At 51.4% G+C, this 23,033-nt stretch carries 18 protein-coding genes and 1 riboswitch; of the genes, 9 read left to right on the top strand and 9 right to left on the bottom strand.

Annotated elements, in window-relative coordinates:
* Nucleotides 1-3: 3 nt before the first annotated feature.
* Entirely contained in the window at nt 4-810 is an 807-nt protein-coding gene (locus tag KZ483_RS06015) for a Nif3-like dinuclear metal center hexameric protein (protein WP_258881551.1), read from the bottom strand.
* Between the two features lie 199 nt (nt 811-1,009).
* Between KZ483_RS06015 and KZ483_RS06010 the strand changes: the two genes are divergently transcribed.
* Complete coding sequence (locus tag KZ483_RS06010) at nt 1,010-1,813, top strand: HAD family hydrolase (RefSeq protein WP_220351795.1); 804 nt, start codon at nt 1,010-1,012, stop codon at nt 1,811-1,813.
* Nucleotides 1,814-1,853: 40 nt separating this feature from the next.
* Here KZ483_RS06010 and KZ483_RS06005 read toward each other — a convergent pair whose 3' ends face one another.
* From KZ483_RS06005 to KZ483_RS05995, 3 genes are all read right to left on the bottom strand, one after another.
* Nucleotides 1,854-2,609 carry a DUF899 domain-containing protein gene (locus KZ483_RS06005; RefSeq protein WP_397376152.1) on the bottom strand — a complete coding sequence of 252 codons (756 nt, stop codon included), beginning with the start codon at nt 2,607-2,609 and terminating at the stop codon, nt 1,854-1,856.
* Between the two features lie 157 nt (nt 2,610-2,766).
* Nucleotides 2,767-6,876 carry an IPT/TIG domain-containing protein gene (locus KZ483_RS06000; RefSeq protein WP_220351793.1) on the bottom strand — a complete coding sequence of 1,370 codons (4,110 nt, stop codon included), beginning with the start codon at nt 6,874-6,876 and terminating at the stop codon, nt 2,767-2,769.
* Nucleotides 6,877-7,149: 273 nt separating this feature from the next.
* Nucleotides 7,150-7,311: a hypothetical protein gene (locus KZ483_RS05995; protein ID WP_220351792.1), complete on the bottom strand. Its 162-nt coding sequence runs from the start codon at nt 7,309-7,311 to the stop codon at nt 7,150-7,152.
* Nucleotides 7,312-7,490: 179 nt separating this feature from the next.
* Between KZ483_RS05995 and KZ483_RS05990 the strand changes: the two genes are divergently transcribed.
* Nucleotides 7,491-9,179: an extracellular solute-binding protein gene (locus KZ483_RS05990; protein ID WP_220351791.1), complete on the top strand. Its 1,689-nt coding sequence runs from the start codon at nt 7,491-7,493 to the stop codon at nt 9,177-9,179.
* Nucleotides 9,180-9,354: 175 nt separating this feature from the next.
* Here KZ483_RS05990 and KZ483_RS05985 read toward each other — a convergent pair whose 3' ends face one another.
* Nucleotides 9,355-10,959, bottom strand: coding sequence for a response regulator (locus tag KZ483_RS05985; RefSeq protein ID WP_220351790.1), 1,605 nt, complete (start codon nt 10,957-10,959; stop codon nt 9,355-9,357).
* Entirely contained in the window at nt 10,937-12,691 is a 1,755-nt protein-coding gene (locus tag KZ483_RS05980; protein ID WP_220351789.1) for a sensor histidine kinase, read from the bottom strand. Before KZ483_RS05980 ends, KZ483_RS05985 begins: the two co-directional genes overlap by 23 nt.
* A 157-nt stretch (nt 12,692-12,848) precedes the next feature.
* On the opposite strand from KZ483_RS05980, the gene KZ483_RS05975 reads away from it, so the two are divergent.
* The 6 genes from KZ483_RS05975 to ribD all read left to right on the top strand — a co-directional run bounded on the left by KZ483_RS05975 (nt 12,849) and on the right by ribD (nt 19,976).
* Nucleotides 12,849-13,808: an ABC transporter permease gene (locus KZ483_RS05975; protein WP_220351788.1), complete on the top strand. Its 960-nt coding sequence runs from the start codon at nt 12,849-12,851 to the stop codon at nt 13,806-13,808.
* Between the two features lie 20 nt (nt 13,809-13,828).
* Complete coding sequence (locus KZ483_RS05970; protein ID WP_220351787.1) at nt 13,829-14,707, top strand: carbohydrate ABC transporter permease; 879 nt, start codon at nt 13,829-13,831, stop codon at nt 14,705-14,707.
* An 18-nt stretch (nt 14,708-14,725) separates the two neighbouring features.
* Nucleotides 14,726-16,708, top strand: a complete 1,983-nt coding sequence (locus tag KZ483_RS05965) for a beta-galactosidase (protein ID WP_220351786.1) — start codon at nt 14,726-14,728, stop codon at nt 16,706-16,708.
* A gap of 60 nt (nt 16,709-16,768) precedes the next feature.
* Nucleotides 16,769-17,644: a pentapeptide repeat-containing protein gene (locus tag KZ483_RS05960; RefSeq protein WP_220351785.1), complete on the top strand. Its 876-nt coding sequence runs from the start codon at nt 16,769-16,771 to the stop codon at nt 17,642-17,644.
* Between the two features lie 192 nt (nt 17,645-17,836).
* A riboswitch (cyclic di-GMP riboswitch) is annotated at nt 17,837-17,928 on the top strand.
* A gap of 181 nt (nt 17,929-18,109) precedes the next feature.
* Nucleotides 18,110-18,862 carry a GTP cyclohydrolase II gene (locus KZ483_RS05955; RefSeq protein WP_220351784.1) on the top strand — a complete coding sequence of 251 codons (753 nt, stop codon included), beginning with the start codon at nt 18,110-18,112 and terminating at the stop codon, nt 18,860-18,862.
* A gap of 16 nt (nt 18,863-18,878) precedes the next feature.
* Nucleotides 18,879-19,976, top strand: coding sequence for a bifunctional diaminohydroxyphosphoribosylaminopyrimidine deaminase/5-amino-6-(5-phosphoribosylamino)uracil reductase RibD (gene ribD, locus KZ483_RS05950; protein WP_220351783.1), 1,098 nt, complete (start codon nt 18,879-18,881; stop codon nt 19,974-19,976).
* Here the strand turns inward: ribD and KZ483_RS05945 are convergent.
* Nucleotides 19,967-20,287: a hypothetical protein gene (locus KZ483_RS05945; protein ID WP_220353283.1), complete on the bottom strand. Its 321-nt coding sequence runs from the start codon at nt 20,285-20,287 to the stop codon at nt 19,967-19,969. The genes ribD and KZ483_RS05945 overlap by 10 nt on opposite strands.
* Nucleotides 20,288-20,528: 241 nt before the next feature.
* On the opposite strand from KZ483_RS05945, the gene KZ483_RS05940 reads away from it, so the two are divergent.
* On the top strand, nt 20,529-21,263 hold the full coding sequence (locus KZ483_RS05940) for a superoxide dismutase family protein (RefSeq protein WP_220351782.1): 735 nt from the start codon (nt 20,529-20,531) through the stop codon (nt 21,261-21,263).
* A gap of 117 nt (nt 21,264-21,380) precedes the next feature.
* On the opposite strand, the gene KZ483_RS05935 is transcribed toward KZ483_RS05940, so the two are convergent.
* A complete protein-coding gene (locus tag KZ483_RS05935) occupies nt 21,381-21,905 on the bottom strand; it encodes an anthrone oxygenase family protein (RefSeq protein ID WP_220351781.1) in 525 nt (174 codons plus the stop codon).
* Nucleotides 21,906-22,202: 297 nt separating this feature from the next.
* On the bottom strand, nt 22,203-23,030 hold the full coding sequence (locus tag KZ483_RS05930) for a phosphoenolpyruvate hydrolase family protein (protein ID WP_220351780.1): 828 nt from the start codon (nt 23,028-23,030) through the stop codon (nt 22,203-22,205).
* Between the last annotated feature and the right edge of the window lie 3 nt (nt 23,031-23,033).

The raw sequence follows: 23,033 nt of genomic DNA, 5'->3' as shown, positions 1-23,033 counted from the left end.
CTTTTAAAGAATGTTAAAGAGGGGTTTGTCCTTTACATAATGGACGGGAATCATTGGAAACTCATGCCTAAGCCGCTCTGCCAGGAAGGACATGCCGGGATCTTCGCTCTCCGCGTGTCCGAGCACGATAAGCGCTTTCTCAATTCCGCAATACGAGGCGTCGCGAATATATTCGGGCGATTCCCATTCGGGACCCTCACCATAGATGACGAGGTCGAGACGCTCATTCTCGAGGAGTGGAATGACCGTCTGCCCCCCTCCCCGGTAACCTGCAAGCACCCCGATACGCGCGCATTGCATATCCGGATTGCCTATCGTTCTCAGGAACGGGATGCCGAGCGCCTCCTTGACCCGAAGGGCGGTCTCCCGCACTGTTGCAGCGGGAATCTCAACAATCGTGGCGTCAGGCAGACGAACCTTGACATGCTGGCCCCACCCAAGAGCGTTGATAAGTCCCTCCGTTATGCCATCGGGCTCGCAGAGGTGCGGATAGTCGTGACAGCGGTAGACCGCAATGCCGGATGCATCGATTCGCCTTTTTTTCTCCTGTCCCACGAGGCTGCCCCTGTATATTTCGATTCCGCCCCGATGAGAATAGAATGGATCTTCGTGCGCAATAACTAAATTGGCTCCAAGCCTGGCGGCCTGATCGATCACACCCGCAGTGGGCATGAATGCTGTCACGATTCCCGTAACCCCGCTGCCGGTATCGCCTGTTAACAGGCCGTCAACCGAACCTTCCTTATTGCCGGAAGGTAATTGCAGTACCTTAATCACATCTTGTATGGTATTGATTGGAGTTTCCTCCACACCAAGCTCACTCCTTTTTTAAAGTGGGATGTTTATCCTTTCGTCCCCGTAATCGCAATTCCTTCAATGAAATACCGCTGAGCGAATAAATAGATGAAAAAATCCCAGCCGGTGTACCGGAAGGGATTTCGTTGACTTTTGGGTCCTCATCCTTCAAGGTTAATGTATAAAACCAAAGGGAAAAGGTGATTTGACCAACATGCCGAAAGCGATCTTGTTTGACCTGGACAATACGTTGATTTGGGATGAAAGGAGCAATCAAGAATCGTTTGAAGCCACTTGCCGGTACGCAGGTCTTCGTGTGAACGTCGATCCGGGCCATCTGGAATCCTGCGTACGGGATGAGTCTCTATCTTTATACCGCTCGCTGGACACATTTCCTTATGCGAATGCAATTGAAGTGACCCATCTGGAAGCGTTATGGGCACGGTTCGATCAGGGCGACCATCCCATGCTCCGCCGTTTGGAGAAGCTAGCGCCTTCGTACCGCAAGCAGGCGTGGACGCGTGGATTGCTTCGCGCCGGTGTGAACGATGAAGCGCTGGGCGGTGAGCTGGCGGAACTGTTTATGCAGGAGAGAAGAAACAGGCCGATCGTTTATGAAGATACCTTTCAAGCGCTGGATCAGCTTAAAGGCGACTATTCACTGCTGCTGTTGACCAATGGAGCGCCCGACCTTCAGCAGGAAAAGGTGGACGGTATCCCTGGGCTTTCCGGCTATTTTCCGCACATCGTTATATCCGGATACTTGGGCGAAGGCAAGCCGGGCGAGTCGATTTTCAACCATTGCATGCGCCTGCTGGACGCCGGACCCTCTGAGTGCGTCATGATTGGAGATAATTTATATACCGATATACTAGGCGCAAACCGCTCGGGAATAAGCAGTATATGGCTGAACCGCACAGGCAGACAGCGGGAGCGTGATATCGGCATCATACCAACTTATGAAGCAGCCGGCTTGCTCGAAATTCCACAAATATTAAGAAATGCATCCCTGCTTTAACTTTCAGGGATATATTGCCTTATCAAACGGATCGGATCTCTCACGAATTACAACAGGAGTCCGAACCCTTGGAATGCTCGTATTCGTCGTGGCGCCGCCACCACTTATACGGCGGAGATTGCGGCCATCCCTCAGGTGAATCTTCCCAATCCTCCTGCCGGCCGAGCGGCGTCAGGTCCAGATAATTGAAGCTGGCGTTCAGCCTGTCGGAGCCGCGGGCAGAGGTGAAGTAGGTACGGAAGACATTTTCTCCATCTCGGAGAAAGACGCTTAAACAGGATACCTCGCCTTTATCGGTCGTTGCGCCAAAATCATAGTTAAAGTCGCTTCCGAAGGAGGAGAACCACGGTATGTTCCAGCCCATCCGCTTCTTGAACGGCTCGATCCCCTCAAGGGGCGCACGGGAGACGAGGACCAATGAGGTATCGCGGGCTTGCAAATGAGCCGGATGGCCCATGCCGTCAACCAGCATCGAACAGCCGACGCACCCCGCTTTCCAGCCTGGGTCGAACATGAAGTGATAGACGATGAGCTGCCGTCGTCCGTCGAATAGATCGAGCAAACTCGCCGAACCATCCTTACCCTCGAAAACATAACCCTTGTCGATGCGGACCATCGGCTGTCTGCGACGCTCTGCGGCCAGTGCGTCCAGCGCACGGGTCGCTTCCTTTTCCTTGGCGAGCAGTTGTTTGTGTTCAGCCAGCCATTCTTCCTGGGACACGATTTTGGGAAAAGCCAAATTGCTGTTAGTCAAATGAATTCCACCTCCTATATTTGCTTGTTTCAAGGTTATCATTTATACCTACCGCGCATTTCTTCTCGATTGCTGATTTGAATAACAGGGGTTAACTATTCCGTGGAAAGCATCCGGCCGAATCGGCAAAAACCGCGCAGGCAGGAAGGCGAATGGGCCCTCATCTGCTGCGCGGCTCTGCAAGTGCGATACAGTTGTATTACGAGAAGCTGAGCGTCTGTACGTTCAAGTCAAGGGCGTCCCAATCCGAGACGGCGACCACCAGATCGTGGCTAGTCGGCAGATGGACCGCTTCCACCTTGTCGTTCAGCGGCGTATTGGTTTTCTTATCAATCGTAAAAGCACGCACATCGACTGTTTTCCCGCTGCTCCGGTTGCCTACTCTTACGAGCGACAGCTCGGGCGACAGCGTAATATCGAGCCCCGACAGAGGTCCCCCGCCAATTCCCTGGATGGCGACAGCCCGGACCTGATCGTCGACCTGACGGGCAATTGTCATCGTAAATTCCTTCTCCGCCCCTGGCGTGAAGCGAAGCTGTGAATGGTCTTCATTTGCCGAGAGCAGATCCTCCTGACCGACCTGTGTGGATACCCCCGAGATAACGACCGACAGTCCATTGGGCAAAATCGAATTATACGTGTAAGTCCCGCTGCCGGTGCCGACGATCCTGCGAGAAAGCGCGACGTTCTCAGGCAGCAGGTAAGCGCCCGGAACCAAATAGCACAGATGGCTGTCCGGAATATCCGCATGAAGCTGCGAGCCGAATCGTCCGGTCGCAAGACCGTTCTCGTCGGTAATTTGCAGATCAGCCGGCGAGAGCAGGAAATCGATAACGAAACGGGTCAATCCGAACGGTCCGCTGAACGGCAAATCGTGGTCTGCCAGCATATATTGGCCGTTGGTCATCATGCCGAGCGTAATCCCGTCCTGGCTGCGGAATTCCGTGACGCCCGGATCGCATGAATATTCGAATGTGAACACGCTGCCGCTTCGTTTAAAGGTAAGCTTGCATAAATCCGACGTTGGCCTGTTGCAATCCCAGACGAAGAGCTGGACACCGTCGAGATCTGTCACTGTCGTCGTTCCGTCCGCAGAGAGCTGCGGTCCGGGATGACCGTCCGGGTAGACGAACTTGTACGGCATGACGCAGTGCGAGTCGCTCAGCTTGTCGGTGTATCCCGCATCCCACACTTCGCCAGAAGGGATGAAGAACAGCAGCGGAGCGTTCTCGCGGTCGCACCCGCGCAGGAAGGTCGCTTCAATCTCACGGTATGTCCTCTCCACGCGTGCAATCCCTTCGCGGCCTTGATCGTGGAAATGAATCAGGCTTTCCCGGCTGAGCAGCTTGCCGTGCACACCTGTCAGCATCGTCTGCAGACCTGCCTTGGTCAATGTAGGCGTATCGAGGCGACCCTGCCAGAAATTATCGGCGACCAGGCTGGCCAAGGAGGTGCAGTATCCTGTCGCCAGACCGCCGTTGGCTTTGCCTTTGAGGAAATAATGATAGAATCCGTAAAATGCCGCGGTCAGAATCGGATGGCCGAATACCGGATCGAGCTGCTCGTGCCAAACCTCGGCCGAGCCGAAAGTATCCTGATAGGTTCCCCATGTCGGCAGTCCGTCCGAGAAGTTCTTGAAAGTCAAATTGTGTACACCGTATTTGAACGGAATTTCGAGTACCCTCGCAACGGAGGCCGTACGGCTGTTGCTGACGAGCCCGTCGGGATTGCGCACCTGCAGGGATGCGCTGCCGCCGGCGCTGCCGCCTCCGCCGGTGCCGGGCATGACGAAGGTGATATGCTTCCGGTCGATGACGGTCGCCGGCGCTGCGGCTCCGTTAATGAGAACTGAAGCGCCCGGCAGGAAAGCGCGTCCCGTAAGCGCAATCGTCGAACCCGGTATGAGTCCGCCGCTGAATGCATCGAGCTGCGGCTTGATCCGGACTGTAAGCCGGTTGCTCTCCGTTCCGTCCTCCCGGCGCACATAAACTGTCTTCTCGCCGCCCGTCGCCTCGAGCGGGATGGTAATGGACAAGCTTTCATCCGCATTGACTACCGGAACCATTACCGTTCCGCCGAAAACAACCCGGTCATGACTGGTGAAATGGCTGCCGCGAAGGGTAAGCTTATCGCCCGTAAATGCCTGAGTCGGCGAAATCTCGGAAAGCCATGGCCGTTCAAGCAGGTCTTCCCATGCATCCTCTGTAAATTCAAAGAACCGGATGCTGCCGTCGATACCTTCATAAGCGGCATCCATCCCCGGGTTGCCGCGCTGGCCCTGCGCGCCCGCTCTTCCGTTCCGTGCGTCACGGCACGTTTCGCCGATACCGCTGAGGCCGCCTGCGCCGGGGGATCCGCCATCGGCGCCATCACCTCCACGCCCGCGCTGGCCGCCTTGGTTCTTAATTTTGAATGCGCGGTTTGTGACCGTTGACACCAGCGTACCTTCGAGCACACCGATCGTAATGTTGCCGCCCGCGCCGCCGGTACCCCCGCGTCCGCCGCGTCCGCCCATGCCGCCGTCGCCGCCTTCTCCGCCATCGCCCGGATCTGCCGAGCAGTGCCAGCCGAACAACCACCAGCGTTCGCCGACATGCCCGTCGGCGCCGTCGCCGCCGCGTCCGCCGCGCTGTCCACGTCCGCCCTTTCGGCCGTCTTCGCCGTTCATATCGATGTTCGGCATCGCACTCATGTCTCTGACCCATATTTCCAGATTCGGAGAGCTGCTGCCTTTAGCGCCGTCGATTCCCGGTTCACCGGAACGGCCGTCTTCGCCGTTCAAGCCGTCGCGCGAGTCCGGCTTCGTATGCACGCCGGACCAGCCCCGTCCGTTCAGGTCCGGATTATCGAGACGGGGAGGCGTTACGCCGCCGGGGCGGCGCCATGTGATTTTCGCATTATTGCCGCAGATGATTTTCTCCGCAATAATATAAAACGTCGTAACATTCGGTTCGACTATCAGTTCGGTCTCTGTCAGATCAAGCGTATTGGCGATGATGACCGCACTCGAGACAGGAATTGTTTTGAGACTGATTAGCTGAGCGCCCTTGTCGGTTAACGAAGGCCATGCTGCGGGATTCCCCGCTTCTAGCTTATCGATAATCTTCGTATCATTCAGCTCAATGGTGTTCTGGTTAATGGTAATAAGCTCGGATATCGTTGTTGAAGCCCCGAGCCTGCGTAGAACCGGGCTCTCACGAAGAACGTTCGTGGGCAGGAGGACCCCAGTACGTCTCACAGGTTGGATATGCATGCCGGCTGCAGGCGAAGTTCTCGGAATTGTAGGCGTCGGTATCGTCGGCCGGGTAGGAATGGTAGGCCGCGGAATAGATGAAATGGGAGGTGTCGTCGGTGAATTGGGTATCCACTTCTTAAGCGTTGGCGTGCTGTTTCGGTTGGTTAAATATTTCGCCAGATTCTCGCGTTTCACTCCGATATCCGTGAACTGCGATATATCCTTGGCGATCTGCGACCAATCGATCTCTTTGCCGCCGCCCTTCTTGGGTGCGACAATAATTTTACCGGGCGTCATAACGGTCTTGGAAACGAATTTAAGCGTACCTAGATCGGTCAGCTTATCGACGCCGGCAGCGTTCATTATATCTTTCACCGGCTGCAGCCGCGCTCTGCTGAGGTCTGGAAGCAGGTTGACCTTGATGTCCTGAATTCCGATAGCTTGACGGACGGATTGTTCAATACTGGCTGCAAGCTTCTGCTTCTCGGTCGTATAGTTAGCACCGACTGCGCCATTTCGGATGACCGTTCCGCTGATCCTGCCTGTAAATGCGTATACTTTGCCGTCGATGCCCGCTCCAAGCTTGAAGCCGAGCGCTCCGACATTCCGAATCGGCCCGGGAATAGCTTTGGAGGCGACAACCCGGTCATTGATATGAAGCTCCATGACCCCTGCATCATCCCTTGTGAACCGAACGCCAACGGCTTCACCGGCTTTAATAAGAGTGCTGCCGCTGTCCACGCTCACCCACCCGGCAGCTGTATGTACGGAGCCGATCAGCTTGCCGTTCGACTCAATAAACAGCGCCACGGACGGGCTCTGCGCTTCCATGATATTCTGCCTAGCGCCTCCGATCGAATCGGGCTGGATCGTAGCCTCCAGCGTGAAGGCCTGAAGCTGTTCAAGGTCTTTATTGCGCGCCAGCTCGATATAGCCTTTCTCCAGTCGGAAGCCCATATCCCTCTCAAGCGGCTTAGCATTGACCGACCGGGCGATTGATATCCCCTTCACGGAACCATCGTATGCTCCTTCGCTGTCGCTTTTGAGCAGAAACAAAGTCGTTCCTTTTTCCACAATCATTCCTCCTTGTATTAAATTTTCAAAGTGTTATTCAGGCAAAGCTGGAATCCCTTCTGTTATCTCCGAGTTCTCTCTGAAATAAAATTGGAAATGTAAGCGTGCTCAAAAACAGCTTTAACCACACAAAAAAGCCTGCATCCCTCCCCTCTGCACAAGCTGTAATATATTATTCATCTTAGTTAAATATTCCAGATGGCAAATTTCGCATCAAGCGCCAAAAGAACGAGTAAGCTTCCCGTCCTATCGTCCTACTATGAACATATGCCATTATGCTTCAGGTATGATAATCGCCAAGCCGGCGACAAGTTTCCCAGTTATCTCCATTAAATTTACGGCATTCGCACCGAAATCTTGCCGAAATGGATATCGTCGACTGCCGGCCTTATTCTCCGAAAATAGTGACAAGCTGATTTCATAATCGATCTCCATTTGTTCCACTGCGCGGATTCAACCAACATAGTGGGATTGCCCATTTCCGGGCAGAGATATTTGCAGACACCAGGCCAGTTCATGCCAAGGTTATGATTGTTTAGATTAGGGCATATACGCAGGTTGTTTCAGTTTGCTACCATTAAGGTGCAGACTGAATTTCAGAGAGGGGTTATACAATGAAGAGAAACAAATGGGTTGCGTTGATGCTGACGCTGGTTCTCGCAACCGCGGTCGGATGCTCTTCCAATGGGGGCGGCAATTCGAATTCCGCAAACGAGTTGAATGCGCCTGAAGGGGAAACAAAACCGGTGCAAAATGCTGCCGGCAAATTCGAACCTCCGGTTACGATTACGACCGCCCGCGTCGTAGGCTCGGACTATACCTTTATCAAAGGCGAAGATATTAACAACAACGTCCATAACAAGTGGGCGAAGGACAAGCTTGGCATTATAATTAAGGACCTTTGGGATACGCCTGACAATGCGGCTTATCATACAAAGCTCAGACTTTCACTAACGACTCAAGACCAACTGCCCGATGTGTTCATCGTGCAGGACGTCAACCTGATCGCCGACCTCATTCAATCCGGCAAGGTGAAGGATATCGGAGAAGATTTCGAGAATTATGCACCCGAGCGGATTAAAAAGATTTATGCAGATAACAGTAAAGCGCTCAATCAAGTGAAGAATGGAACGCAGCTGATGGGACTTCCAATCTTCTCGGGCGGAGACGGAACGAACCCCGTCCTGTGGATTCGCCAGGATTGGCTGGATAAATTGAAATTGAAAGCGCCTACGACAATCGATGAATTCGAGACGGTCATGGATGCTTTCACCAATCAGGATCCGGACGGCAACGGTAAGAAGGATACGTTCGGCTTCAGTTTTTCGGCCCGGAACGGGTTCTCTAACTGGATGTCCGATGCGAGCTTTGTATTCGGCGCGTATACCGGAAAATTTATTACGGGGAATTGGCAGAAAGCCGATGACGGCAGCTTGAAATACGGATCGATTCAGCCGGAGATCAAGACGGGCCTTAGTAAACTGCAGGAATGGTACAAGAAAGGGTATTTGGATCCCGAATTGGCCGCGCTTGATGAAGTCAAAGCAACCGAGAGTTTTATTCAGGGCAAGTCGGGCATGATTGCAGCTCCGTTCTGGGCGTTAGGTTGGCCTCTCGGCGATGTCAAAGGTACCAATCCGAACGCGAAGCTCAGAGCGTATACTCTTCCAACCGGGCCGGACGGTAAATCCGCCAGATACACCGGGTACGTAAATGAAGGCAAAGTCATGATGTTCAATAAAGATTTCAAGCATATGGATGCCTTCTTCTTCTATTTGGATAAAATCTATGATAATCCGTTCGAAACGGGCGATTTCAAGAACGGTTTCTTCGAAGGCTATGATTATGCAATGGTAGACGGCAAGCCTGTCTATGACCCAAAGAAGTTTCCAACTCCGATGGAGAAGGCAGCTTCGTCCGGCAAGTATAACTTGTTCTGGAATACACCAGCGATTCCGTTCCAAGGTTCAGCCAACTACGAATATATTTACAAAGGCGGCGAGCCCAAGACGAGAGCGCACAATGAAATCCTCAGTCAAGATAAAGAGCTAATCCGTGCCGGAGCTTTGAATTATGAAATGACCGGCATTAATGCGCCGACCGAGTTTCTGGGCGCTCCTACGGAAACGATGAGAAGCAAAGGCGATAATTTGAAAACGATGGAGCTTGAGACTTTTGCCAAAATCATCTATGGCAACGAGCCGCTCGATAAATTCGATACGTTCGTGACCGATTGGAAAAGCAAAGGCGGCGACCAGATCGAAAAAGAAGTTAACGAATGGTACAAAAGCGTGAATCCGTAAAACCTCAAGAAGAAACGGCTCACACCGTCCTTTGGCGGAAAGCAAGTTTCTTCCCTTAGAAATATCAGAAAAGTATGGAAGCGAAACTTATACTTTCTGATATTGAAGCAAAGGGCTGTCCCGGGTAAGTATGTCCCGGGTTCAGCCCTTTTTCTCATGCACTTTTTGGGGATTCTTATCGGTTCCGGAAGTTCTGAGGGGTGCAATCATAGTAGTCCTTGAATAAATGAATAAAATATTGTGTTTTCTGATAGCCGACCTCTTTGGCAATATCGGCGACCTTCTTATTGGTAGACATCAGCAGCCCCGCCGCTTTCTCCAACCTGACACGCGATATATAAGCGGACAGGCTTTCTCCCGTCTCTTTCTTGTACAAGCGGGACAGATAGACCGGGTGAAGGTATACATGTTCGCCAATACGGGTGAGAGATACATCCTCCTGCAGATTGCGTTCGATATAGTCTTGGATTTGCCGGATGACATGACTCGGGCCGGGCGCAGATTCCTGCAAGGACCGTTTGAACTGTTCAATGAGCGAAAAGGACCACTCTCTAATTTTATCCGTAGACTGAAAATAGAACGGATCGTTCAGTAAAGCCGGGCTATCGATCATATCGGCAAAAGAATCCCCCTGCTTGTGAGCCATGAAGGAGAAGCTGCTGAACAGGTAATAAACCGCCTCCAGAAGATGCTGCTGCGTCCGGTATGGCGGCATATCCAGCTCACCCAGAATGAGGTCGAGCCTGTCCGTGACTTCTTCCCAACGGCCGGATTCCATTAGCTGGGGCAGGGTGGGCGATAGATGAAGCCGGGTTAAAGGCTTCAGTTCTTTGTCTGCCTCCGCATCGTTCATCGTAAGCACAATTCCGCTGCGCGTTCCGACCAGCCGCCAGAATACGTTCACCGCTTGCAAATATTGACGATGGAGCTCATGCCGGAATGCGAAAGGATGTGTAATCACGATGGAAACGGTACGCTTCATATAAGTTTGAACCGCCTGCTGAAGCGAAGCTAACCGCCGGCCGAGTTCCGGTTGTTTACCGGGCGAATGGGCGGGGAACACAATGGCGACATAACGATGCAGATCCTTGCAGGACCAGAGGGAAGGAATCTCATCGATTTTCTCGAAGAAGATTTCCTCCGCCATATTGAGCAAAGCATAGCTGAACAGCTCGAAATCCTCCCGTTTCGTTTCTTCCGCTCCCGTTTCAATCCGGATTAAGGCAAGCACGCAATTTTGGTCCGGCTGCAGCTCCAGATTGAGCGCCTTAAGCTGCCGGCCCAGTTCCTCCTCGGAGGTGTACCGCTTGCCGAGCAGGAGATCAAGCAGCAAGTGCTCTCTCATTCTGGTAATTCCCAGCTTCAACACATCGCTCGCCGCTGACACATTGTCCCTCTGCCGCTGTTCCGTTTTGATTTGTGCGCACACTTTGCTCAAGCAATCGGTTACTTCTTCTACGGTGACGGGCTTCAGCAAATAGTCGGCTGCTCCATGCTGCAGCGCCTTCTTGGCATACTCGAATTCGGAATACCCGGATAAAAGAATAACCTTTGCGTCAGGGTAATCGCCCTTAAGAGCCTCGAGCAGCTCCAATCCGCTTATTTCAGGCATTTGGATATCGGTGAGGACTATTGAGACATTTACCCGCTTTGTAATATTGAGGGCCTCTTCTGCACAGCTTGCCCGGTAAACATGAGTTATTCCCATACTTGTCCACTGGATCTCTTCCTCCAAATAATCGAGCACGTAATCCTCGTCATCCACCAATAAGACGTTCATTCCCATTCACCTGCTCTTTATGCGATAGTCTGAGAGTCACCCGGAAGCCTCCCCACTCATTGCTTGAGAAGGACAAGCCGGCATCCGGACCATAACGATTGATAAGCCGATGATGCACATTCGACAACCCGCAGCCCATTTCATCGGAATACTGAAGGTTATTGCGAACTCGTTCCTCAAGCATCTGCAGCGCTTCTACGGATAAGCCGGCGCCGTCGTCATCGATATAAATGATATATTGATCATCCGATTCTTTTCCCTGAATCAGAATCCGCCCGGCCTTCCGTCTTTTCTCCAGACCATGAACGACTGCATTCTCCACAATCGGCTGCAGAAGTAAGGTCGGGACGGAAAGCTCAAGCATGGAAGAAGGCATATCGATCCGGTAAGTCAACCGTTTATTGCGCAGAGACTGGACCTCAAGGTAGCTTTCTATCAAATGAATTTCGTCTTCCAGTGTCGTGTTCATTCCGGCCTTGCGTGTGATGTAACGATAGAATCGGGACAAATTCTTGGCCATGGAAATGACGGCGTTCGGCGATTTATTCGCCATGCTCATGATGTAAAACATGCAGTTGTACAGAAAATGCGGATTGATTTGCGACTGCAAATGCTTAAACTCCGCCTCCCGGGTTCGGACCTTCTCTTCGTATACATTCTCTATCAAGGATTGGATGCGGGAGGCCATCTCGTTGAAACGCTCGAACAAATAATCAAATTCGGTATTCGTTTTGACCGTCGCTCGGCTTCCGTAATCGCCGGCGCCCAAGCTTTCGATTTTCCGCACCAGATATCCGAAGGGCAAACGGAAATGACGGAGAAACAAATATGATATCGCCACCCCTGCTATAAATAGAAAGAACAGACTTCCGTTAACAAGCCAATTCACCTGTTGGAGCGGATTGAGGAATTCATCCAGCTTAATGTAACTCACCAATATCCCCCCGAGTGAAGGGCTCGGTATCGATTGAACCAGATATTCTACACCTTCCATATCGAGAACCGTCAGCCTGGGATGGGCTGATACGTTGCCGTCGAATACGTTCTCCTTGGAGAGCGTCGAAAATAATTGCATATCTACCGCGCCGCTTGCAATCGGCTGTGCACCGGGGAAATAAAAAAAAGATTTGCCGTTACCGGACGCATCAAGACCCTGCAGCACCGCCTGTAAATAATCGCTTGAAATAGTCGTCTCGACAACGGAAACAATATTGTTCATATCGGGGGCTGCGATCGATGGGTTCGTAAATAACAAGTGAAAGGTGAGCCGGCCTTCGCTCTTGCGAACAATCCAGCTATTCTTCGGCGTCGTCCTGAGTTCCTCGCCATCAAACTCGATTTTCCCCTCGGTTGAAGATATGGCTTCTTGTATGGAAGGCCAATACACCGTTAACCGGTATATGAGCGGTTCGGCCTGGCTTTGCAGGATCAGCTTCTCTTCTACGGTTTTCCTCAGCAGCAGATGATTCAAATATTCGGGAAAATCCAGTGAACTGGCATATCTCTGTATTGTGGCATCATTAACAAGCAGAAGGGTTTGCGTTTCGAGCTGCCTGAGCGACTGTTCCATCTGCTGAATCGTAAATTCCAGCTGCTTCGAGGCCGATCTCTCGAGAGACTCTCTTACGACGTTCTCGCTGGCATGGTTGGCATAGGCGAATAACAGAGTCGCCGGTATGAGCAATGCCGCCAGCATAATAATAAGCTTTTGAAATATTCTATATTTTATCATGAATGTCACCGCCTGAAACGGAATTGGCTAAACAGGTTAAGAGAGAGGATATAGATGTTAAGACCTTATCATAGGTGGGGTCAATAGCTGTTGGTATAATAGTAGCAGAAGCCAATCAAAGTGCAATCTGGATATTTACAGAGAGGGGATTTTACGTATGAAAAGCGGTCTTCAAGCATCGATCGCACCTGCTCACGCGGTTAAAGCGGAGTCGAAATGGAGTAGAGGACTGAAGAAGACATGGCCGCTTCATCTGCTGATTTTACCGGCAACGGTCATTGCCATTGTGTTTCACTATTTGCCTATCTTTGGGCTTGTAATGGCCTTTCAGGACTATAAGCCATGGCTCGGCTTCTTCAAATCGGAGTGGGTCGGGCTCAAGCATTTCGAATCGTTGTTTCTGTTCGAAGACTCGGTTCAGGTGATCTGGAACACGCTCATTATCTCGGTATTAAAAATCGTATGCGGGCTATTCGTGCCGATTGTGGTCGCTCTCCTGCTCAATGAAATCCGCATTGTCGGAATCAAACGGGGCATCCAAACACTCGTCTATCTTCCGCATTTTATGTCTTGGGTTATTCTTGGCGGCATTCTTATCGATTTATTGTCGGTTAAAGGCGGTCTTGTCAACCGGATGCTTGTCGATTGGTTCGGAATGCAGCCGATCTTCTTCCTCGGGGATGGCGATTGGTTCCGGTTCGTGGTCGTTGTCAGTGATATATGGAAGGAATTCGGCTTTGGTATGATTATTTATCTGGCGGCGATTGCCGGCGTAAATCCGGCATTGTACGAAGCTGCCGAAGTGGATGGCGCAACCCGGATGCAGCAGACGATTCACGTGACGCTGCCCATCATGATGCCGATAATCGTCGTCGTGGCCACGCTCCAGCTCGGCAATGTGCTCAACGCCGGTTTCGACCAGATTTTCAACCTGTATAACCCGCTCGTATACTCTAAAGGAGACGTCATCGATACCTTCGTCTACCGATCTGCTATGTTGAAAGGCGACTTCAGCTTCGCCACCGCGGTCGGATTGTTCAAGTCGATCATCAGTTTCGTCCTGATTATTTTCTCATACCGGATGGTGTACAAATTTGCCAACTATCGGATTTTCTAAAGAAAGAAGAGGAGAGAATCATGTATAATAAAACGACCGGGTACAAAATCTTCAACGGCTTCAATCATCTCTTCCTGATTGTCATGTCCCTAATTTGCATACTGCCGCTTCTTCATGTATTGGCGGTGTCTTTCAGCGGTAAATCAGCCGCAACTGCTAATATCGTCAACCTTTGGCCGGTGGACTTCACGATAGAATCATATAAACAGACGATCGATAATCCGGCATTTATAAGAGCGCTGTTTTACTCCATCTACCGGACCGTTCTCGGAACCGCCATCGGCATGGCTGTCATCATTTTTGCAGGATATGCGTTGTCGAAGCGTTATACGGAATTCAAGAGCCGGAACGTCTATATGTGGTTTTTCGTATTTACGATGCTGTTCTCCGGCGGATTGGTGCCGGGCTATATTCTGATTACAAATCTGCATCTTATCAACACGATCTGGGCGCTCGTTCTGCCGTCCGCGCTTAGTGTATACAATATGATTCTGCTCATGAACTTCTTCCGCACGATTCCGGCCGAGCTTGAAGAGGCTGCGCTTATCGACGGGGCGGGGCTGTTTCGAATCTTGTTCAGCATTCACCTGCCGGTATCTCTCCCTGCGCTGGCTACAATAACACTCTTCACGGTCGTAGGTCATTGGAATTCCTGGTTCGACGGGCTGATTTATATGATGGACACAAAGAAATATCCGCTCGCCACCTTCCTTCAAACCGTTGTCGTACAGCAGGATTTCAGCAAGATGAGCATCAACCCCGAGGATATGGCCAACTTGTCGCAGCGAACCGTAAAAGCAGCGCAGATCTTTATCGGGGCGCTTCCCGTCCTGATCATTTATCCGTTTTTGCAAAAATATTTCGTAAAAGGCATTGTGCTGGGAGCGGTGAAAGAATAGAGAAGGAGCTGCTTAATCGTGACATTCAATTTACCTGCCGCAGCGTTTCGCTGCGCTCCCAATACCTATATGGACATGACCGGCGCGAACAGATTTCGGATGGAAACCACTCCGCAAGGCGGGAGCATCAGTCTGGATGCGAAGCAGTATGATTCAAGCATCTGGACGGACTATGGTTTTGTAACGGCCGATGTGTACCATGAATCGCACGACGTTCTCGTCGTGCTGTTCTCCTTCGATGATGAAGCAAGCCGCTCGATTAGCGTCCATTATGGCATACTGCCCCGAGTTCCGACGAGGATCTGCCTGCCTTTGACCGCGCTGAAAGGGGAAAAGCTGTTCCTTGACCGCTTTCCCGGCGTCATGCAATCCGTCATTCGAGGAGATGCGTTCGTAGACCGGAGCCTGATCACCCGGCTCACCATCTCGACCATCCCTTCTGTCGCTTCAAGAAGTCTGGAAATATCCGGTCTGTCCCTCAGCCCGTCCGTTCCGCAATTCCAATATGAAAATAAGCCCTATGTCGATGAGCTGGGACAGCTTGCCGGTAAGGATTGGCAGGGAAAGACGGCTAACCCCGAACAGCTCGCATCCGATTTGACGGAGGAGTGGCAGCTTTCGCAAATAAACAGTACGTTTCAAACGGATCTCGGACGATTCGGCGGGTGGAAACGGCTGCGCTTTGAGCCGACCGGTTTTTTCCGGACGAAGCATGACGGTAAGCGGTGGTGGTTCGTCGACCCCGATGGTTACGCCCTATTCAGCGCGGGGATGGACTGCATTCACCCTTCCGATCATATGAGGATTTCCGGCATGGAGCATCTCATTCCGCCGCTTCCGGACAGGGACGGCCCGTTCCGCGATGCTTGGTCACAGCAAGGATACAGCTTCTCGGTTGCGAATCTGATCCGCGTATTCGGAGAGGAATGGCGGGAGAAATGGGCTGATTTGACGGAGCATCGAATGAAGCAATGGGGGTTGAACACGATCGGCAATTGGTCCGCTCCCGATTATATCCGTCAATCCGAACTTCCTTATGTCTATCCGATGGACGGCTTCCCGGCTACGGAGAAGACTATTTTCCGGGATTTCCCGGATGTGTTCAGCCCGGAATATGAGCGGAATGCAGAAGCGTTCTCTAGACAATTGATCCCGATGCGGGAAGACCCCCGCCTGATCGGTTATTTTATGCGGAACGAGCCCCATTGGGCATTTGTCGACGGTTTGGATTTGACAGGACAGATGCTGAAGTCTGAGGTCCGTTTTGCAAGCAAATTGCAGTTTGTGGAATGGCTGATTGAGAGATATGATACCGTTGACGGCTTGAATGCCGCTTGGGGGACTTTATACGAGCGGTTCGAGGATTTATACGAGACTGGGTCTGCTGAATGGACGGATCACCCGGGACGCAAGGAAGATTTCACCGCCTTTAACCGTATACTTATCCGGCGGTATGTGGAAGTGCCTGCAAGAGCTTGTAAGATGGCGGACCCTAACCATTTGAATTTGGGAATGCGGTATGCATGGGTAGGCAGCGACGACGTGCTGGAAGGATGCGAGGCATTCGATGTGTTCTCGGTCAATTGTTATCAATTCGCCCCGGAACGCAGCATGATTGAGCATATCAGCAAACGGCTGGACAAGCCGGTCATGATCGGCGAGTTCCATTTTGGGGCTGCCGACGTCGGCATGCTGGCCTACGGTATTCGGGCAGTTGCGACCCAGGATGACCGCGGCTTGGCATACCGGTACTTTGTAGAGCAGGCGGCTTCCATACCGGAACTGATCGGGGTTCATTATTTCCAGCTGAACGACCAACCTGTGTTAGGACGCTTCGACGGCGAGAACTATCAAATTGGGGTTGTGGATGTATGTCAACAGCCTTATCGTCCTTTTGTCGAGGCCATGAAACAGGCGCACGAACGGATGTATAATATTCGTACCGGAACGGCGGAACCCTGTGCTAATTCCCCGGTTGAAATACCGAAAACGGGATTCTGATTCACTGAGTTATGCAAGCACTGAGTACTGTGTTATGCCGGAACTGAAGGAGACCAGACAATGTCTAATAATCAAGAATCTTCTGGGCTTTTCCAGGGCGGCAGCCGGCTCCTTCTGCAAGCCGACTGCGAGGCATGCTTCGGCTTGTGCTGTGCTGCCCTGCCGTTCTCGGCTTCGGCAGACTTCGCAATTGACAAAGCTGCCGGGCAGCCCTGCCAAAACCTGCAGCCGGACTTCCGCTGCGGCGTTCACGGCAGTCTCAGGCAGCTGGGCTTCCCAGGATGCACTGTTTATGATTGCTTTGGCGCGGGGCAGCAGGTTTCCCAAGTGACCTTCGGCGGGCAGGACTGGCGGCAAGCCCCGGAAACCGCAAAACAAATGTTTGAAGTATTTCCGGTCATGAGGCACCTCCATGAACTCCTTTGGTATCTGAGTGAAGCGCTATCGTTTCCGCCAGCCCGTGTGATGCGGGATGCTCTCCGTTCTGCCCTGGAAGAAACGGAGCGCCTTACTCATCTTGCTCCCGATTCACTAATCGAACTGGATGTTGCCGAATATCGGGCAGATGTCAACGCTTTGCTCGTGGAGGCCAGTGAACTTGTCAGAGCCGAAGCACTTCGCTCCCTGAAGGGCTCCCCGAACCGTCGCAAGACGTACGGCCGAGGGGCTGACCTTATCGGTGCGAAGCTGAAGGGGGCCGATCTTAGAGGCGCCAATTTGAGAGGGGCTTACCTTATTGCAGCCGACCTCAGAGGTGCCGACCTGAGAGCGGCTGACCTTATTGGAGCTGATTTCCGGGATACTGATCTCAGAGGCGCTAACCTTACTGAAAGTATTTTTCTCACACAAGCTCAGGTGAACGCTGCCAAAGGGGATATGACTACAAAACTGCCCCCGTCACTTATTCACCCGGCGCACTGGTCCTCCCTCGAATAATAGGTAGGTCAGCACGGACCCTATCGACTGATGTCGAAAAATCATGATTATTCTTGCTTTTCTTGAATTTGTATCTTATATTCATTGTGTAGTCAGTTAAACATGCTTTAGAGTATAATGACATTTTTTACTAATTTTTACCTGCCCTTTCGCAGTGATTGCGGCGGCAGGAGTGCTTTTTTGAAATATTTCGTACGATAATGGCAAACCCGCTGAAAAGCGGCGACGCAAAGCTAAAGGGGCTAATGCGGATCAAATATCCGCTATGCCAGCCAGCTACCGAATACGACGGCTCAGCCCCGTCTATTCACTCTCACGTGTAGACGGGTTTTTTTGCCGTCCGCGGAAGATCTGCCCAAGCTGAATAACTATCAGGAGGTGCGGTGACAGGTAAGCAAAGTGATTTCAGTTGAGAGACGGGGCCATCATACCACCGATAACTATACAAACAGAGGAGATGGATTCATGAATAAGAACCAGGTTAACAATGCTCTGGCTGATAAAACAACTATTCTAAAACAACAGCAAAGTCCTGATATAGCTCTTGTAGGCCCGGTGAGGCTTCCTGTTCAATTGGACGACCAGGAGATCGATTTCAAATGGTATTCCTGGCTGAATTTAGGCAGCGCTTCCATGCAGATGGATGATGTACTCAAATTTTTACCTCATGCAGAATTAGCTTCCTACCAACAATCCTCCGTGCTTGTATACGGTGATTTTGCCAATAGAGAGAATGCCTTAATCCGGATGCACAGCATTTGCCACACGGGAGATATATTTGGAAGTAAACGATGCGATTGCGGCTATCAATTACGGAAATCCATGCGAATGATTGTCGATAACGGCTGCGGGGCATTATTCTATTTGGCCAATCACGAGGGCCGTGGAATTGGACTTTTTTCCAAATCATTAGCTTATATCCTGCAGGATGAAGGATGCGATACTGTAGAGGCAAATCTTAGTCTTGGCTTCGCTGACGATCAAAGATCCTATGAAGAGGCGATACGCGTACTCCAAGGTTTGCGGCAAAAACCGGTAAGTTTAATAACGAACAATCCCAGGAAATTGCAGTCATTGCGGGAAAAAGGTCTCTTAACCGATAACCATGTATCCATTTGGGGGGATGTATCCAAGCACAACACTCGTTATTTGGCAACGAAGGTTGAAAAATCGGGTCATATTTATAACGCTATGACTGAAAGCGTCAAACTGGGATGAGGAGCCGGATTACAACATGAACTCAGACCAACATTTTATGAAACTCGCATTGGACATGGCGGCTACGGCGATTGGAAAAACGAATCCGAATCCGGTTGTTGGCGCCATCATCGTTAATGATGGACAAATTGTCGGCCTCGGCGTTCATCGTAAGGCGGGTGAACCCCATGCTGAGGTGCACGCTTTCCAAATGGCAAGCGGCCATACAAGGGGAGCAACATTGTACGTTACGCTGGAGCCTTGCTCTCATTTCGGGAAGACCCCTCCTTGCGCAGAACTGATTCGAAGCTCCGGGATCGCACGGGTTGTTGTGGCCATGCAGGATCCGAATCCGATGGTTGCCGGACGCGGCATTCAATTGCTGCGAGAGGAGGGAATCGAGGTCGAGGTTGGCGTACTGGAATCGGAAGCCAGACGACTCAATGAACAATTCGTGCATCATATGACACACCGGCGGCCTTTTTTCATCTCCAAGGCTGCTATGACCTTGGACGGGAAATTAGCTGCGTCAACAGGGCATTCCAAGTGGATCACAGGCGAGGAAGCACAGCTTGAGGTACATCAAATAAGGAACGAGGTCGACGCCATATTGGTCGGGATAAATACGGTATTGACCGATAATCCTCACCTGACCACCCGTTTGCCGGAAGGGGGAAAGAATCCCATCCGTATTATCCTTGATTCGCAGTTGAGGCTGCCGGATGATGCCCATGTAACCGACTGTTCGGAGGTTCAAACTTGGGTTGTCACCAAGTTGGATGCTGACCCGGAAAAAGTATATAAGCTGGAACAGATGGGAGTTGAAGTGCTGTCCGTCCCTGAAACCAGGTTCGGATTGGATCTGCATGCGCTTTCGGATATTTTGCACCGCCGGGGAGTAACCTCTCTACTGGTGGAGGGTGGGAGCGAAGTAAACGGCTCATTTCTACGCGCTAATCTTATTGACAAGTGGATAATTTATATCGCTCCGAAGGTATTGGGGGGACGGCATTCCATTACACCCTATGGGGGTGAAGACTTAGAATTGATGGATGAAGCGATCAAGGTTAAGGTCCATTCCGTTCGACAATGCGGCGAAGATATTTGCATTACGGCCTATCCTGCTTACAACTGAAAGCCCACGATCTCTGTATCAGAGTAGTAGCGAATTGCTTTTCCCTTTTTTTCAGCATACTCAATTTCTCTTCTTGTACTGCTACCTATGTAACCATCAACGTCAATGACGAATATTTCATCGGAAATATCGATTTTCCGGAAATGTAAGTTTCCGAGTAATTGAGCCTGTTCTTGTGTGATTTCAACCTCTTCACTCTGCTCAAAGAAGGCAAGGCTGATTACTATATTTCCTTGAAGTGTAAGAAATGCGTTTGCTTGTTCAAATTGATTTTTGAATTTGGTAGAGCCGCACAAAGTTATAATCTTCATAATTAAGCCTTTCTCGGTTAATCGACTTGTTCTTCTGTCTATTTGAATACAAGTAAAAACAGTCGGCTTCACGTTCATCGGTGATTCACCGTTACCATCGGTTGGTAAAAATAAAAAACAGGCTCAATTTCGCCGCTACTCTATTATAGCTAAGCCTGATGAAAAACTCGATATTACAATAAAGGATGTGATTGGCGCTTCTTTGTAATCCAAATACTTAATCATCGGAGGATGAGAACTGATGAGTGAAAAGAATTATTCTATTAAACACCTTGCCGTATCATTCTTATGCGGATCGGTATTCTTCTCTGGCGTGGCACTAGCCGCCGGCGACAAGATCGAAGCAAACCTGGACAGGGTATCGCTTTTCGTTCAGGGAGAAAACAAATCTTCAGCGGACGGCCTATACGATAACGGCGGCACTCAGGTGCCTGAATCGCTGGACTACCGCGGTACAACCTATGTACCGGTTCGCATGGTGAGCAGCCTGCTCGGTCAACCCGTGTATTGGGAAGGTAACGGGAGATCCGTTTCCATCGGGGCTCCGACAGCCACTTTTGTGGATGCCAAAGGACAAACCATTGGCAGTGCCGTCTTAAAGCAGCAAGCGAACGGCGTGGAAATCACCGTGAAAGTATCCGGCTTGACGCCAGGCAAGCATGGTATCCACATTCACGAAAGCGCATTTGCAGGAAGCAACTTCAAGATGGCAGACGGCCATTTCAATCCGGAAGTAAAAAAGCACGGACTTCTAAATCCCGAAGGCCATCACCTAGGCGACCTGCCGAATCTGGTCGTAGGCGAGAACGGCACAGCCGAGGCGACCTTTCTGGTCGAGAATGCCACGCTGGAACCCGGCAAGACCGATTCGCTGCTGGGACGTTCCATCATTATTCATGCCGGTGAGGACGATGAAATGACCGATCCGGCCGGTAATTCCGGCGATCGTGTCGCCGGCGCCAATATCCCGATGTGAAACGACCGTTGATTGCAGCACTCTGTATTTCGTTGTGAACGGATCTGATAACTTAACAACGATTGAGGGGCAGCCCATTGCGGCATGCCCCATTTTTTCCTCGATAGTCCTACCTACCTAGCGGGCACCGGTCGAGCCTATCTGGATCTTGTCCGCATTCACTTGCAGCGGGGCGCTGGCCCGATTGACGGTGTGAGCAGCCAGAAGCGCGGCAAACGCCCCAACGGCAAGTACCGTGCGCACGGTATGCAGGGCAAGCCAGCGTTGCCGCACCTCTTCCCAATCCGCGGGCAGCTGATCGGGGTCCCAGGTATCGGCGAGTTGGTTAAGCGGCTCCATCATGGTAAGAGTAAGAGCGACAGTGAGTACGATTAGCAGAAGGGCAAGGACGCTGAGAACGAATATGAGGTTACCGCGTCGGTACGAGAGTATAGTGGTGATAAGAACCAAAACAATACTTGTCATGAGGAGTATCGGCATGGCACGGCCGTAATCGACGTTGAGGGCCTGCCAGTATCGCGTGTAGTCGGGACCGGGGAGCTCCATTAAGGATGGAGCGATCACCGTGAAAGCGACACCGCCGGCGAAGATGCCGAGGAGCAGCACCGCCAATCCTCTGGTCGCAAGCAACAGCTTGAACATCGCAATAACCTCTCTTCTAAATAAATTTTTTTCGAATTAAGATTCAAACGATCATTGAAGTAACTGAGCTTGCAAGCAGCGGAGTTGCCGTATTAGAGTAAAAGTCTAAGAAGAGGAAGAGTGCGGATATGGTCACATTGAGCTGACGATGCCAGAGCGATTCTGACCCGTTACCTCCACCATTTTACCATTTCCATCATTTGGTTAAAAGAGGTGGCCAGCATAAAGCTATGCAAAAAAAACAGCCCTCACGCGGCTTCCCGTTATCTGGGAGGCGTTGTGAGGGCTGCATGCCTATTATTTCATCAGCTTCTTAAATCTTCTTACCTGCTCGGTAATGGCTACCTCCGTAGGCAGGCGCTCAATGCTCGAAGCCCCGAAAAATCCGACAACGCCGCTCGTGCGGCCCAGCACATATTCGACATCTTCCGGCTCCGAGATAGGGCCGCCGTGGCAAATTACCAGAATATCAGGATTAACCGATTTGCCCGCATCGTGAATTTTCTGCACCAGAACGGCTGATTCGTCTAGTGTCAAAGCGGTCTTGGCGCCGATGCTGCCTTTGGTGGTCAGTCCAACATGAGCGACCAATACGTCCGCTCCAGCTTTGGCCATATTAATGGCATCCTCTTCATTGAATACGTACGGAGTAGTCAATAAATCCAGTTCGTGGGCTTTACGGATCATATCCACTTCCAGGTGATAGCCCATACCCGTTTCTTCGAGGTTTTGTCTGAAAACACCGTCAATCAGGCCGACGGTGGGGAAATTTTGCACGCCCGAGAATCCCATCCCCTTGAGCTGCTTGAGATAAACATCCATCAGCCTGAAAGGATCTGTACCGCATACTCCGGCAAGCACCGGGGTGTTCTGCACGATGGGCAGCACTTCGCCGCCCATATCCATTACGATTTGGTTGGCATCGCCGTAAGGCATCAAGCCGGCCAAAGATCCCCGTCCGGCCATCCGGTAGCGGCCCGAATTGTAAATAATGATCATATCGACGCCGCCCGCTTCCGCGCACTTCGCCGACAGTCCGGTTCCGGCTCCGGCCCCTACGATAAAACGCCCATTTTCCAGCTGTGAGCGAAGGTTTTGCACTATTTCCCGCCTTGATATCGCCATTGC

The sequence above is a fragment of the Paenibacillus sp. sptzw28 genome, from assembly GCF_019550795.1.
Classification (GTDB): Bacteria; Bacillota; Bacilli; order Paenibacillales; family Paenibacillaceae; genus Paenibacillus_Z.
The sequence above is the reverse complement of the archived record's forward strand: the minus strand, read 5'-3'. Positions and strand labels throughout refer to the sequence as shown.